Consider the following 14,298-nt stretch of genomic DNA (forward strand, 5'->3'; position numbering starts at 1 on the left):
CAGAAAAGCCGGGCAGGACCTCCGGATTTTACAAAATCTGCCAAAAACTACTTGCCGTCAGGCATGCCCCAGCGGGGGAAGGAAGCCGCACCGCCGCCGGTGGGCACCTTCTTGGCATCGCCGCCATGACGGGTGGTCAGGTAGATGCCGCGAGAGCCGCCGCGGCTGGAGGCGAAGGCGATGAAGTAGCTGTCGCCGCAGAAGGAGGGCTGTTCGTCGCTGCCGGGGCCGAAGGTGATCTGGCGTTCCAGGCCGGTGACCATGTCCTGCACGAAGATGCGGTGGCCGTATTCGGTCATGCGGCTGTAGGTCACCAGGGTGCCGTCGGGCGAGAGGTTGGCTTCGGTGTTGTAGCCGCCGTTCTTGCTGACGCGGGTGATGCTGCCGGAGCTCAGGTCCTTCATGAAGATCTGGGGGCCGCCCAGGCGCGAGGAGGTGAAGACCATCTTGGTGCCGGTCCTGTCGAAGGTGGGCGACACGTTGATGGAGTTGCCGCCTTCGAGGATGCGTTCCTTCTGGAAGCCGTGGTTCAGCAGGAAGATGACGGGGTAGCGGCCGTTGGAAAGGGCCACGGCCACCTTGTTGTCAGGCGTGAACGAAGGCCCGATGACCACGTTGCCGGGGAAGCGCACGCGCTGCACGCTGCCCTTCTTGCGGTCCCACACGCCCAGGGAGTGGGACTTTTCGTCGATATGGGTGAAGACGATGAAGCGGCCGTCCGGGGACCAGGCCGGGGACATGGCTTCGCCCTTGATGTTGGTGATCTGGCGCAGGTCGCGGCCCGTGGGCTTGACCAGCCACACGTTGGCGGACAGGCGGCCGGACTTTTTGACGAAGGCCAGGGTGGAGCGGAAGAAGGCACCGCTGCCGGTCAGCACTTCGAGCAGGTCGGCGCAGAAGCGGTCGGCCACTTCGGGCAGGTCGCTGGCGCGCACCTGGGGATATTCCTTGCCGAACAGGCGGCCGCCGGTGTTGGTCTCAAAGGCGCGGATCTGCACGGAGCTGGTGCCGCTGTCACCGTTGGGCCAGTAGGTGGTGACCACGATGTCCGAACCGGCCAGCTGGAAGCGCTTGAAATCCAGGTTCGGGGGCTCGTAGCCGGGCAGCAGGGTACCGCCCAGCACGGAGGCGGCGGGCGTCAGGCGCATGAAGGGCAGGAAGCTGAGGTTCTCTTCCACCAGCTTCTGCAGTTTGGCGCCCATGCCGTTGGCCTGCTTCTGGGGGCCGGTGAGGGGGGCTGCCAGGGCAAGGTTCACGATATTCTGGCCGGGGCCGTAGATATCGACACGCATGGCGGCCTGGGCGGCGCTGCCCAGGGACAGCGTGACGGCCAGGGCCAAAAGGATGGCAAGACGTTTCATGGCGTAATGGTCCTTGTGGTGGTGTCTAGCGCACCAGAGTTAGGGTGACGTTCACAAATCTGCCCACAGCCGCGGGCGGGGGGCTGACCTTTCCTGCCCGGCGTATGCCCTGCCGGACGTATCTGTCAAGCAGCTCGCTGCCGCTGCTTTGCAGGATGCTGTAATTGAGGATCTTTCCCGAGGCGTCCATCTCCAGGCGCACCGTGGCATAATAGGTGCCCTTGGCCAGTTCCGCGGGGATGAAGGTGGCGTTGCGCAGCTCCATGACCAGCTTGCGGAAATAGGCCGCGTGCTTGGGGCCGTAAGCGTCCTGGGCCTTCAGCGGCGTGGTCAGGGTGGCGGGCTTGGTATCCAGCGTGACGGGCTCGCTTTTGGCCTCCGGCGCGGGGGCAGCGGCGGCAGGTGCGGCCGTGCTCGCGGCAGGCTTTGCGGCGGCCTGGCGGCGGCTGATGCCGGAAAGGTCGGCCATGTTGCCCTGCCAGAAGGTCAGGTAGACGTCCTGGCTCATGCCGTAGGGCGGCTTGCCCAGGTCGGCGGTCTTCATGACCGCGCTGCACACGGAATCATTGAGGGTTTGGCTGGCGGACTTTTCCAGATAGCCGCAGCGCTCCACCTTGCCTTCCGCGTCCACGCGCACCACGATGCGCACCTTGCCGCGGTCGGCCGGGGCGGCCCAGTTGGCCAGGATCTTTTCCATGGCCTCACCGGCGTAGCCGTTGGCCACGTCCGCCGCAGCGGCGCCTGCGGCCCGTGCGTGCAGGGGCGCCAGGCACAGCATGAGGACCGGCAGCAGGCCCAGGAGGGCCGTCGGGCGGGAAAGGATTCGTTTCATGTGACCTCCACAAAGGCATATGTGCATGATGATGCGGCTCTTATGCAGCAATGCCGTTCCAGAATGACGCATCTTTTTGGGAAAAAGAGGGGCTTTCCCAGAATGCGGGATTCCAAGACAGCAAGGCGGCCGCACCACCGGGCACGACCGCCTTGACGGACCGGCTAGCGGCCCATGAGTTCATTGAGGGTGAAGACAAGGTCCAGCTCGGTGTACTGTTCCGACGGCGGCGGCGGGAACGCCCCCGCCCGGCTGGTGCGCCAGATGGCGTTGGCCGCCGAGGAGTCGTACTGCGCGTTGCCGGAGCTTTGCGTCACGTCGACTTTTTCCACTTCGCCCTGCAGGTTGACCTTGACCCGGACCACACAGACCAGGTTCAGGCGCGTAGCGGACGTGAAGCTCCAGTTGGGACGCACGGCAAGCATGACCTGGCCCATGTAGACGTCGTTGAGGCCACCGCCGCCGGGGCCGTCGCCTTCGCCGCCACCGCCGCCGCCATCGCCGCCGGCATTGCGGCGGGCCTGGGCCAGGGCCTGTTCCACGCTGCTGCCCTTGTCCCCGGATTCGACGCGGGACGTGGCTTCGCGGCGGGCCTGGTTCATGGCTGCGGCCACGGGGTCACCCTTGGACGGCTTGTCGGCCTTTTTGTCGGTCTTCTTGTCGTCCTTGGGCGTGGACTTTTTATCGTCCTTCTTCTTGTCGTCCTTCTTGGGCTTTTCGGGCTTTTTGTCGTCGTCCTTTTTCTTGTCCTCTTTCTTTTTCTTGTCTTTTTTGTCGGCCACCGGAGTGGCGTCCTTGGGTTCGGGCTTGGGCTTGACCTCATGCTTGGGCTCAGGCTTGCGCTCGACCTTGGGTTCGGGCTTGGCCTCCACCGGACGGGCTTTGTCCGCCGTGGGGTCGGCCTTGACCTCCGGCCGTTCGGGCGCGGCCGCGTCGGCCTTTTTGGCCGGGGGCGAGACGTCCTTGGGGCCGTCCGTGGGCTTGCCCATCTTGCCCAGGATGCTCGAGGGCGTGCGGTTGCCGCCCGGAGCGCCGTCCACCAGGCTGATCATCACCGGCGGCGTCTCCAGGTTCACCGGAGGCGAGCTGGGCCAGAACATGATCAGCAGGAAGACCGCCAGATGCAGGCAGAGGGAAAGAAGATACGAGGCCCAGTTCATCGCTGACTACTTCCCGCCTTTGGCGGCTGCCGCGGCGGCAGCGGGCGACAGGCTCTCGGAGGAATCGGCCACCACGCCGAGCTTTTCGATGCCCACGGCCTTGATGCGGCCCATGACATCCACCACCACGCCGTAGGGGACTTCCTTATCGGCACGCAGGAAAAGGGTCTTGTTCTTTTCCTTGACCAGGGTCTGGAGGTAACCTTCCAGATCGTCCATGGTCTGGACCTCATATTCGTCCAGGAAGATCTTGCCGTCGTGGCGGACGGTCAGCATCATGTTGTCGTTTTCGGTCGGCAGCACTTCCACCTGTTTGGTCTGGGGCAGGTCCACTTCCAGCCCCTGGCTCATCATGGGAGTGGCCACCATGAAGATGATCAGCAGCACCAGCATGACGTCCACGAAGGGCGTCACGTTGATCTCGGAGACAAAGCGGTTGTTGCCGCCCACGCTGGCGCCCATCTTACATCTCCGTGGCGCCCGTGCGCTGCACGGGGCGGTGGGCATTGAGTTCGCGCTGCACGCGGTTGAGGAACACGCCGGCAAAGTTCACCAGCAGGGTGTCCACCTGCGAGAGCTTGCCCATGAAGATGTTGAAACCGATGGTGGCGGGCACGGCCACGCCCAGACCGATGGCCGTGGCCACCAGGGCTTCGGAGATGCCGGGGGCCACCGTGGCCAGGGAGGCGGACTTGAGCATGCCGATGGAGTGGAAGGAGTGCATGATGCCCCACACCGTACCGAACAGACCGATAAAGGGGGCCGTGTTGGCGGTGGTGGCCAGCAGGGAGAGGGAGCGCTCCAGACGGGCCATCTCGCTGGCCACGCCCTGGCGCAGGGAGCGGCGCACGTTGTCCACCACGATCTCGCTGCTGTTGCCGGCTTCCTTGGAGCGGTTGAACTCCATCACGCCCTGATGGGCCACGAAGTAGAGCGGGGACGCACGGTCGGAACCCAGGGAGAGCACGGCCTCACGCAGGCTGGGGGCCTTCTCGAACAGGTCGGTGCCCTGCAGGGCTTTGCGGTAGGCGGCATTGAGGGCCAGGGTTTTCTGGATCATCATGCCCCAGCTGCCCACGGACATGAGCACCAGGATGCACAGCACGATCTTGGCCACGAGACTGGCCTGGCTGATCATCGAAAAGAAACTGAACTCCATGTATCACTCCTGGAGATGGAAAATGGTGTGCCTGGTTGGATCCTGTGCCCTGCCGGACACGGCACGTATGCAGCGGAAAAAAGAAAAACGCCAAAGAGCCCCTGCCATCCGGGGGCCCGGAAGGCAACGGCTGTGCGCGGCGTTGAACCGCCCGGAGAATGCAACGTTCGCCGTCTTTTTTCAAGCCTTTTTTGCGGCCGATGCCGCGGGATGCGCGCAGGCCGCTGACAAGCGCATTGCAAGCCCGCCGGTGTGGGTGTATGCTGCGACCTATGTTGATGAAAAGCCTTTCTTCCTTCCGGGGACGCTGTGTCCGGCATTTGGGCACGGCGGTCTTGTGCGTGGTCCTGCTGGGATTTGCCCAGCCTTCTTTTGCCGCGTCCGCCGGCCGGCAGGATGCCGTTGCCCGGCAGCCTGTCTACACCGGCCAGCGTTCGGTCGAGACGGCGGACAGGCCCGTGGCTGGTCAGCGTATCGGCATGTCCGATGCCGTGGAACATGCCCTGCGCTTCAACCCCGGCCTGGGGGCGCAGGAAGCCGAGAGCCGTTCCTCCGAAGAAGGGCGAAAATCCGCGCGCGGCGCCTTTGGCCCGCGTCTTGGGGTGAGCTATTCCGCCACCAAGACCGAGAGCAAGCGCGATCCTTCCGCCACCATGGGCACCAAGAACCCCAAGATGGGCGTCTACAGCTGGGGCGTCGAAGTGACCCAGCCCATCTTCCAGGGCTTCCGCCTGCTCTCCACCTATCAGAAGGCCGCCCTGCAGGCCGACAGCGACAAGGCCTCGCTGCGCAAGGCCGAGCTGGACATGACCGAGCAGGTGCAGACGGCGTTCCTGGAATACCTGAAAGCCGGTGAGAACACCCGCAGCATGCGCGACAGCCTGACCCGCCTGCGCGAACAGCTGCGCATCGCCCAGGCCTATTTCGAAGTGGGCCTGAGCCCCCGTCTGGACGTGCTCCAGGCCGAGGTGGACGTGAGCGAGGCCGAGAGCCTGCTCATCGAGGCCGAGAATACCCAGGCCACCACTCTGGCCAAGCTCAATACCCTGCTGGGCTTTGACGCCACAGCCGTCAATACCTATACCGGTACGCTCAAGGAAGTGGGCTTTCGCTATACGCTGGAGCAGTGTCTGGAACTGGCCTACCGCCAGCGCCCCGACCTGTATGTGGCCCAGAAGGCCGTGGAGATCGCCCGCAAGAGCCAGAAGGAAGTGCAGAGCGACTACTATCCCCAGATCGAGGGCTATTACAGCATGACGCAGAGCGGTAATACGCCCGGCATGCAGCGTTCCGGCGAGAACGGCTCGCACGTCACCAACTGGGAAGTGGGGGCGCAGGCCACCTGGAACGTGTTCGAATGGGGCACCACCTACTATGCCGACAAGCAGGCCGGCTGGCAGGTGACCAAGATGCGCTACGAGCAGGAGAACCTCAAGCTGGAAGTGGGCTACGACATCAAGTCCAAGTATCTGGCCGTGCAGGAGGCCCGCAAGCGCATCGCCGTGGCCCAGAACAGCGTGGCGCAGGCCACGGAGGCCTATAACGTGGCCCTGGCCCGTTACCACGAACATGTGGGCACCAACTTCGACGTTCTGGACGCTTCGGCCAACCTTACCTCGGCCCAGTCCTCCCTGACCGGTGCCAAGGCCGACTACCTGACGGCCCTTTCCCAGATCTATGTAGCCATGGGCGAATATCATCCCGACCTGCTGCGGGAAGGTGGCCCCGCCAGAAGAAAATAAACGGTCCCGTATGAGTGATTCTGAACAATTTTTGACAGTGACCCCCCTGGGTGGTCTGGGGGAGATCGGTCTCAACTGCCAGCTGTGGGAGACTTCCGCGGGCGTGGTCATGGTGGACTGCGGCCTGATGTTCCCGGATGATTTCCATTTGGGCGTGGACGTGGTCATCCCGCATTTCGGCGCGGTAAGCGCCGTACGCGACAAATTGCTGGGCATCGTCCTGACCCACGGCCATGAAGACCACATCGGCGCCCTGCCGTGGCTGGTGCCTCAGCTGCGCGGCACGCGCATCTACGGCTCCTATTTCACCCTGGCCCTGGTGGAGCACAAGCTCAGGGAGCACGAGCTGCTGGACTGGGTGGAGCTGTGCCCGGTGGAGCCCGGCGACCAGGTGACCCTGGGCGACATGACCTTCCATTTCTTCCCCGTATGTCACTCCATCCCCGAAGGTTTCGGCCTGGGCGTGGAAACGCCCGTGGGCCGCATCGTCCACAGCGGGGACTTCAAGATCGATCCCCAGCCTCTGGCCGGAAGCGGCACGGATCTGGCGACCTTTCGCGACTTCGCCGGGCCGGAGGGCGCGCGCCTGCTGTTCTCCGATTCCACCAATGTGGAGCGCGACGGCCGTTCCCTCACTGAGCGGGCCGTCATGGAGTCCCTGGGCAAGGTCTTTGACGAGGCCCCGGGCCGTATCGTGGTGACGCTGTTCTCCAGCCACATCCAGCGCATCCAGGAAGTCTTCGACCTGGCGCGCGAACGCGGGCGCACCGTGGTCATCAGCGGCAAGTCCCTGGCCAACAATATCGAGATGGCCCGCGATCTGGGGATTGCCAAACTGCCGCCCAGCTTCTTCAATGCCCACAACGGCGTGCCCGACCTGCCCGACGAACAGCTGGTGCTGGTGGTGACCGGCGCCCAGGGCGAGCCGTTGTCCGCGCTGTCGCGCATGGTGCTGGGCGGCCACCGTCAGCTCAGCATCCGTAAGGGCGACACCGTGGTCATGAGCTCGCGCATGATCCCCGGCAACGTCAAGGCCGTGTCGCGCCTCATCAACGAGATGTACCGGCTGGGGGCCACGGTCCTGTACGAGAGCGTGCGGGCCATCCATGCCTCGGGCCACGCCCACCGTGACGAGTTGCGCGAACTGCTGGGCGCGGTGCGGCCGGAATATTTCGTGCCCGTGCACGGGGAGTACCGCCATCTGTTCAAGCACGGGCAGCTGGCGCGCGAGTGCGGCGTCAAGCCCGACAATGTGGTCCTGCTGGAGGACGGCTGTCCCCTGACCCTGCTGCCGGACGGCATCCGTCTGGAGCCGCCCGTGCCGGTGGAATGCACCCTGGTGGACGGCAAGGGCGTGGGCGACGTGGGCTCGGCCGTGCTGCGCGAGCGTCGCATCCTTGGCGACGAGGGCATGGTCATCGTGGTGCTGGTGCTGGATGCCGAGACCGGCAGCGTGCTGCACGGGCCGGAGATGTTCTCCAAAGGCTTCGTGTTCGAGCAGCACTACAGCCACGTGCTGGAGGATGCCAAATGCCTGGTGCTGGACGAGATCGAATCCGTCCGCCCCGGTCAGCTCACCCGTCTGCAGGAAGGCATCCGCGCTTCGCTGCGGCGCTTTTTCCGCCGGGTCCTGGAACGTGATCCTGTGGTGGTGCCCATCGTCAGTGAGGTGTAACTCATTTGTATCTTTACAGGAATGGACAGGGTCGTGGTGTTGCCGCGGCCCTGTTTTGCTTTTTGGCATGATGCGGGAAGGGCAGGGCACATTGACAGGAGACAGGCATTTCTTACTATAATGCTTGTTTTTTGCCCGGTCGTCAGGAATGGCAAGGTCGCCTTGACACTGGTGACGTATCAACATAATATTTGTAGCCTTTACCTTGCCCGTCGGACATGCCCGCAGGATGAGCGGACTTCCGGCAGGATGGTCCCTGCTGCGGGCAACGGCGTACAGGCCGGGCACTCCGGCTGTGATCGCCGGTCCTAAGGCGTTCTTTAACCCCATTCAGAAAAAGGGATGTCCTCCACATGACTTGGGATTGGGATAAATTGCAGGAAAAACGGCAACGGCAACAGGGGCAGCGCCCCTCCCGGCCGCTCTTCGGTGATGATGACGACGACATGCAGGACGAACAGCCCCGGCGTGCCCGGCGTTCGCCTTCCGGCAACGGGGGCGGCGACAACGGCTTTGACGGTAGGAATGCCCTGAAAAAGCTTTCCGGCATGAAGATGCCCGGCGGCATGGTGATCTGGCTGGTGCTGGGCCTGGTGGGCCTGTGGCTTTTGTCGGGCATCTACATCGTCAACCCTGACGAAGAAGGCGTGGTGCTGCGCTTCGGCAAGTATGACCGAACCGAAGGCCCCGGCCCCCATTACGCGCTGCCCGCTCCCATCGAAAGCGTCTACAAGCCTCAGGTGACCCAGGTGCTGCGCTGCGAGGTGGGCTTCCGTTCCACCGGGCAGGCCACCACCTTCCGGCAGGGCGAGCTGCGCAGCGTGCCCAAGGAAGCCTCCATGCTCACCGGTGACGAGAACATCGTCAACGTCCAGTTCAGCGTGCAGTACAAGATCAGCGACGCGGTCAAGTACCTGTTCAATATCAGCGACCCCACCAACCTGGTGCGTAATGCCGCCGAGGCCGCCATGCGCGAAGTCATCGGCAACAGCCTCATCGACTCGGCCATCACCGACGGCAAGCTGAAGATCCAGAGCGACGCCACCGTGCTGCTCCAGCAGGTCCTGGACCGTTACGAAGCCGGTATCCAGGTACTGGCCGTGCAGATGCAGGACGTGCATCCGCCGCAGGAAGTGAGCGATGCCTTCAAGGACGTGGCCAGCGCCCGCGAAGACAAGAGCCGCATCATCAACGAGGCGGAAGCCTACCGCAACGCCCTGCTGCCGCAGGCCCGTGGTGAGGCCGCGGCCATCCTCAACAAGGCCGAAGCCTACCGGGTGGCGCGTCTGCAGCAGGCCGAAGGTGAGTCCCGCCGTTTCGACGCGCTGCGCCAGGAATATGAAAAGGCTCCCGACGTGACCCGTCAGCGCCTGTATTACGAAACCATGGAAGAGATCCTGGCCGCTTCCAAGGACAAGACCCTGCTGGACAGCGGGGTCTCCGGCAAGGTGCTGCCGCATATGCCTCTTCCGGGTACGCCCGCTTTCGGCGTCCTGCCCTCGGAGAAGAAATAATGACCAAGAATCCTCTTCTTTACGGTGTGTTGCTGCTGGTGCTGGCCGTTTTTGTGACCCAGTGCTGCTTCACCGTGCACCAGACCCAGCAGGCCCTGGTGCTCCAGCTGGGTGACCCCCTGCCCGAGATCTACCGGCCCGGCCTGCACTTCAAGCTGCCCTTCATCCAGAAGGTCGTCTATTTTGACGCCCGCGTGCTCGATTACGCCGCCAGCTCGCGCGAGGCCTTCACCGTGGACAAGAAGACCATCGTGCTGGACAACTACGCCCGCTGGCGCATCAGTGATCCTCTGCAGTTCTACCGCACCATGCGTACTATCCCCGGTGCGCAGGCCCGCCTGGACGACGTGGTCTATTCGCAGTTGCGGGCCCTGGTGGGCGCCTATACCCTGACCGAGGTGGTCTCCAAGGAACGCGCCACCATCATGACCCGCGTGACGGAAAAGGTCTCCGACCTCATGAAGCCTTACGGGGTGGAGGTGCTGGATGTGCGCATCAAGCGTACCGACCTGCCCACGGAAAACCAGCGCTCCATCTTCGACCGTATGCGGGCCGAGCGTGAACGCCAGGCCAAGCAGTACCGTTCCGAAGGTCAGGAACAGGCCACGCGCATCCGCTCCGATGCCGACCGCCAGAAGGCCCTCATCCTTGCCGAGGCCAACCGCGAGGCCCAGGTGCTCTACGGTCAGGGCGATGCCCAGGCGGCCGCCGTCTACGCCGCGGCCTACGGCAAGTCGCCGGAGTTCTATTCCTATCAGCGCTGGCTCGACGCCCTGCGCAAGTCCTTCAAGGAGAACAGCAAGATGGTGCTGGGCAGCCAGATGCCCTTGCTGGATCTGCAGAAGTAGGTGGACCATGGGCTTTACGGAAATCTACGAACGCATCAAGCTGGCTGCCAATTGTCGTACCCAGGTGGAGCTGGCGGAGCTGCTGAATATCCGCCAGTCCAGCATTTCGGATGCCAAGCGCCGCGATTCTGTGCCGGGTGACTGGTACATGAAGCTCTTCGAGCGTTTCGGCCTCAATCCCGACTGGCTCAAGTACGGGGTGGGGCCCCTCTATCTGCGTACGGAAAAAGGCTATTGCCCCCAGGAGGCCCCCCAGGCCCTGGCCGAGACCGTGGCCTGCTACGGGGACGACTTCACCCGCTCCACTGTGGTGGACGTCTACGACATGGCTTGTGTCTATACGGACGAAGCCCCCAGGCCCGCCCTGTCCGTTTCCGGAAGGGTCCCCCTGCCGCAGGCCTTCTTACGGCCCTCGCTGCAGGTGCTGCGTCTGCGAGGGCAGGCCATGGAGCCCTTGCTGCGCGAAGGTGCCTACATCGGGGTGGATGTCGAGGATCTGGCTCCTGTCTCCGGCAGGACCTATGCCCTGTTCGCCCCGCTGGAAGGCGTGGTGGTCCGCCAGGTGTTTCTGGACGGCCCGCAGCAGGGCTACGTCCTGAGGGCCCAGTCCCCGGACTATCCCGAAACGTCCCTGGATGCCGCCCTGTTGCAGCGCCGCATGCTGGGGCGTGTGGTCTGGACTTTCCAGGAGGTATAGCATGAGCATCTCCACCAGGGATGGGCGCAGGGCTTTGCATCTTGTCCTGTGTGCCCTGTGTTGTCTGCTGTTGGCTGCCTGCGGCAGCAAGGAACCCGTGGATGACGTGGTGGCCAGCGGCACCGTGATCCTGGAGCCGCCGTCCACGTCGGGCGGCAGCGATGACGGCATCAAGGAACGCTCCCTCGGGCCTTCTCCCGCGGCTTCGGCTGTGGTGACGCCCGTGGCGTCCCCCGCGCCCAGGAGCGCACGCCCGTCTACTCCGGTCGTGGCCTCTGCCTGGAAGGATCTGTCGCGCCGTCTGGCTGCCGACGGCATCTCCGGGCCCAAGGTGGACGCCTTGCTGGCGGGCCTGCCCGCCACGCCCACCCAGTCGCCCATGGGCCGCAAGATCAAGGCTCTGTACAATCGCAAGTTCTTTCCCGCGCCGCCTTCGGACAAGCCGCAGGCGCAGTATTACAAGGGCGTGGTCACGGACGCCAACGCGCGTCTGTGCCGCCAGTTCATCACGGCCAACAGCAAGGCCTTCCGGCAGGCGGAACAGCGCTACGGCGTGCCTTCGTCCATCGCGGCGGCCCTGCTGTTTGTGGAGACCCGCCTCGGCAAGGTGCTGGGCGATACCTCGGAGAATGCTTTCTACACCCTGGCCAGCATGGCCGTGAGCCGGACGCCGGAAAGCATCAGCGACTGGCTGCCGCAGCTGCGCGATCATGAGCAGCACATGGACTGGATCGCCGAGACCATGCCCAAGCGTGCGGACTGGGCCTACAAGGAGACCAAGGCCCTGGTGGAGCACATGCTGCGCGACCGCGTGCCGCCGGAACATCTGCCCGGTTCCATCTACGGCGCCGTGGGCCTGTGCCAGTTCATGCCGTCCAATATCGCCACCTACGGTGCGGACGGTGACGGCGACGGCCGTGTGGACCTGTTCACCGTGCCCGATGCCGTGGCCAGCCTTTCCAACTATCTTGCCCGGCACGGCTGGAAGGCCGGGCTTTCCCGCGAACGCCAGCATGCCCTGCTGATGCGTTACAACCACTCCACGGTCTACGCCAACACCATCATGGCCTTGGCTGACCGTGTCGCCGCTCTGAAGTAAGTCTGGGGACGGCAGGTCCGCCTGCCGTCCTTTTTTTGACAGGTCGCGCCCCTGGTCACGGATCGTTCCGGCGGCCCCGGCCGGGGAGTGCACGCGCCTGCGCCTTCCTTCCTCCTTTCCCGGGGCCTTCGGCGCTCCGCAGATCCCTATCTCCTGTTCCTGACATCCTGCTGACGCGCCCCGTGTTGAGCTGTGAACGGTTCCGTCGCGCGGCAGAGCCGCTCCGACAGGCCCGTGCCTGCTCGTGTGACTGTTCTTCGCGGGCGTGGCCTTCCATCCTTCCTTCGTGCAGGGAGCTGACATGACGTTTATCTCGACTTTGTTGAAAACGGCTGCGGCCCTTTTCATGCTCGTTATCCTGATGTTGCTGGTCCAGCTGGACCTGACGGCCTTCCAGACCGTGGAAGTGCTGGCTCCCGGCTGGGGCTGGCTGGCCTTCGTGTCCTTGCTGGCCCTGGAGACAGGCGCCGTGCTCTGGCTGGGGCTGGCCTGGTTTTCCCGGGCGCCCCGTTTGGTCTTGCGTGACGATCCCACGGAGGCGGAGCGTCAGGCTTTTGCCCGTGAACTGGAACGCCGCCTGAAGAAAAATCCCCACGTTCGTGCCGCGGGCATCAGCACCACGGACGAAAATTTTCTGGAAAAGGCCCTCGACGTGCTGGACGCCCGTGCCGGGGAAGAGATCCGCAGCAACGCCAAGCGGGTGTTCCTGGGCACGGCCCTGTCCCAGAACGGCCGTCTGGATGCACTTATCGTGTTCGTTTCGCTGGCGCGCATGGTCTGGCGGGTCTCCGGCATCTACAACCAGCGTCCCACCCCGGCGGAGCTGTGGAGCGTCTACAGCACGGTCTCCTCGGCCACGTTCATTTCCTTTTCCATCGAGGCTCTGGACATCCCCCGGACCATCACCGAGAGCATGAACGAGCTGCTGCCCGCGGTCACGCCCGTCATGGCGGCCTCCAGCGTGCCGCTCATGGGGCCCATGATGCAGCAGTGCACGTCCGCCGTCATCGACGGGGCGGCCAACTGCCTGCTGGCCATCCGGGCCGGTGTGGTGACGCGCAGTGCCTTCCGTTTCGCCGCCCTGGGCAGGGAAGAGGCCCGGCAGCAGGCCTGCGTCCGGGAGGCGGGCACCATGCTGGCGGAGATCTCCCGGGAGACCGTGGGGGCCATCGTGGAGGCCTTCCGCAAGCAGCTGGTGAACTTGCCTGCCTCCATGGGGCAGAAGATCTCGGAGACCGTGGGCACCGTGGCCGACAGCGCCTTGGAAAAGACCCGGGGCGCCGCCCAGAGCGTGGCGCGCGGCGGCACGGCCGTGGCCGAGGCTGTGAGCACCGGTGCCGGTGCCGTCATCGGTGCGGGACAGGCCGTGGCCGGAGCGGTCAGTAATGGGGCCGGGGCCATGGCGGATGCCCTGGGCAGCGGCACGAGTGCCGTCATCCATGCTGTGGGCGACTGTGCCGCCAGTGCGGAAAAAGCCGTGCTGCGCGGTGGTAGTGCCGTCATGGGGAGCGTCGGCAGCGGGGCAGGGGCCGTGGCGGACATGGTGAGCAGCGGCACCAACGCGGTCATCGGGGCGGTGAGCGACGGGGCCGCTTCTGCCGGTCAGGCGGTGGCACGCGGCGGTACGGCCGTCGTGGGGGCCGTGAGTTCCGGTGCCGGTGCCGTCATCGGTGCGGGACAGGCCGTGGCCGGAGCCGTCAGCAGCGGCGCCGTGGCCGTGGCGGATGCTCTGGGCAGCGGCACTACTGCCGTCCTGGGTGCCGTGCGGGGCATACTGCCCGGAAACCGGCGGCGGGAGGCTACGGCGGACGAGCGTTTCGTCCTGCATCTGGCCCTGGTATGGTCGCAGGGGCGTCCGGGCTGGAAGCGCCGTCGCCAGCTGGCCCGTCTGTGCGATGCGGAAGGTGTGAGCGCCGGGCTGCGTACGCTGGTGGACAGGCATCCCGATCTCGACCTGCTGGAGCCGCAGCTGTCGTTCTGGCGGGGCAGAGTGGAGGATGTGCTGTCCTGCAGCCGCTCCCTGGAGCTGGAACACGGTGCGGCGGCCGCGGCGTGGCTGGCGGACCTGGATCACCGGCTGGGGCTGGAGGGCGGTTTGCAGGGCGGCCATGAGGCGCCCGCCTCCGGCTGGAAACGCTTCTGGAAGTGAGCGCACGGGGCGGGATCTCCGGTATCGTCCGGTAGTCCGGCGGATCTGTGAAAAGATTCCCT

Annotated in this window: 12 protein-coding genes; 7 read left to right on the forward strand and 5 right to left on the reverse strand. The window is 64.8% G+C overall.

The genetic code is table 11. From position 1 onward, the window contains the following. Positions 1-47 precede the first annotated feature (47 nt). From ACQRBR_RS09340 to ACQRBR_RS09360, 5 genes are all read right to left on the reverse strand, one after another. The gene (locus tag ACQRBR_RS09340) at positions 48-1,361 is read right to left on the reverse strand and encodes a translocation protein TolB (protein ID WP_303880715.1); all 1,314 of its coding nucleotides are present in this window, start codon (positions 1,359-1,361) and stop codon (positions 48-50) included. A gap of 25 nt (positions 1,362-1,386) precedes the next feature. Then, complete coding sequence (locus ACQRBR_RS09345; RefSeq protein WP_321031644.1) at positions 1,387-2,193, reverse strand: TonB family protein; 807 nt, start codon at positions 2,191-2,193, stop codon at positions 1,387-1,389. A 164-nt stretch (positions 2,194-2,357) separates the two neighbouring features. After that, entirely contained in the window at positions 2,358-3,353 is a 996-nt protein-coding gene (gene tolA, locus ACQRBR_RS09350; protein ID WP_204625361.1) for a cell envelope integrity protein TolA, read from the reverse strand. 6 nt (positions 3,354-3,359) lie between these two features. Beyond that, positions 3,360-3,815 carry an ExbD/TolR family protein gene (locus ACQRBR_RS09355; RefSeq protein ID WP_006009120.1) on the reverse strand — a complete coding sequence of 152 codons (456 nt, stop codon included), beginning with the start codon at positions 3,813-3,815 and terminating at the stop codon, positions 3,360-3,362. 1 nt (position 3,816) lies between these two features. Then, positions 3,817-4,512: a MotA/TolQ/ExbB proton channel family protein gene (locus ACQRBR_RS09360; RefSeq protein ID WP_006009122.1), complete on the reverse strand. Its 696-nt coding sequence runs from the start codon at positions 4,510-4,512 to the stop codon at positions 3,817-3,819. 260 nt (positions 4,513-4,772) lie between these two features. On the opposite strand from ACQRBR_RS09360, the gene ACQRBR_RS09365 reads away from it, so the two are divergent. From ACQRBR_RS09365 to ACQRBR_RS09395, 7 genes are all read left to right on the forward strand, one after another. Beyond that, positions 4,773-6,254, forward strand: coding sequence for a TolC family protein (locus ACQRBR_RS09365; protein ID WP_427812846.1), 1,482 nt, complete (start codon positions 4,773-4,775; stop codon positions 6,252-6,254). A 10-nt stretch (positions 6,255-6,264) separates the two neighbouring features. Beyond that, entirely contained in the window at positions 6,265-7,929 is a 1,665-nt protein-coding gene (locus ACQRBR_RS09370) for a ribonuclease J (RefSeq protein ID WP_304028574.1), read from the forward strand. 353 nt (positions 7,930-8,282) lie between these two features. Then, positions 8,283-9,443 (forward strand): FtsH protease activity modulator HflK, encoded by a 1,161-nt coding sequence (gene hflK / locus ACQRBR_RS09375; protein WP_304028572.1) that lies wholly within the window; start codon positions 8,283-8,285, stop codon positions 9,441-9,443. Further along, complete coding sequence (hflC, locus tag ACQRBR_RS09380) at positions 9,443-10,291, forward strand: protease modulator HflC (RefSeq protein ID WP_303880703.1); 849 nt, start codon at positions 9,443-9,445, stop codon at positions 10,289-10,291. Before hflK ends, hflC begins: the two co-directional genes overlap by 1 nt. Positions 10,292-10,298: 7 nt before the next feature. Further along, positions 10,299-10,988 carry a LexA family transcriptional regulator gene (locus ACQRBR_RS09385; RefSeq protein ID WP_303880701.1) on the forward strand — a complete coding sequence of 230 codons (690 nt, stop codon included), beginning with the start codon at positions 10,299-10,301 and terminating at the stop codon, positions 10,986-10,988. Between the two features lies 1 nt (position 10,989). Beyond that, the gene (locus tag ACQRBR_RS09390) at positions 10,990-12,087 is read left to right on the forward strand and encodes a lytic murein transglycosylase (RefSeq protein ID WP_427812847.1); all 1,098 of its coding nucleotides are present in this window, start codon (positions 10,990-10,992) and stop codon (positions 12,085-12,087) included. A 301-nt stretch (positions 12,088-12,388) separates the two neighbouring features. After that, positions 12,389-14,236: a DUF697 domain-containing protein gene (locus ACQRBR_RS09395; protein ID WP_427812848.1), complete on the forward strand. Its 1,848-nt coding sequence runs from the start codon at positions 12,389-12,391 to the stop codon at positions 14,234-14,236. Positions 14,237-14,298: the final 62 nt, after the last annotated feature.

This window comes from Desulfovibrio sp. SGI.133 (assembly GCF_050313955.1).
Taxonomy (GTDB): Bacteria; Desulfobacterota; Desulfovibrionia; order Desulfovibrionales; family Desulfovibrionaceae; genus Desulfovibrio.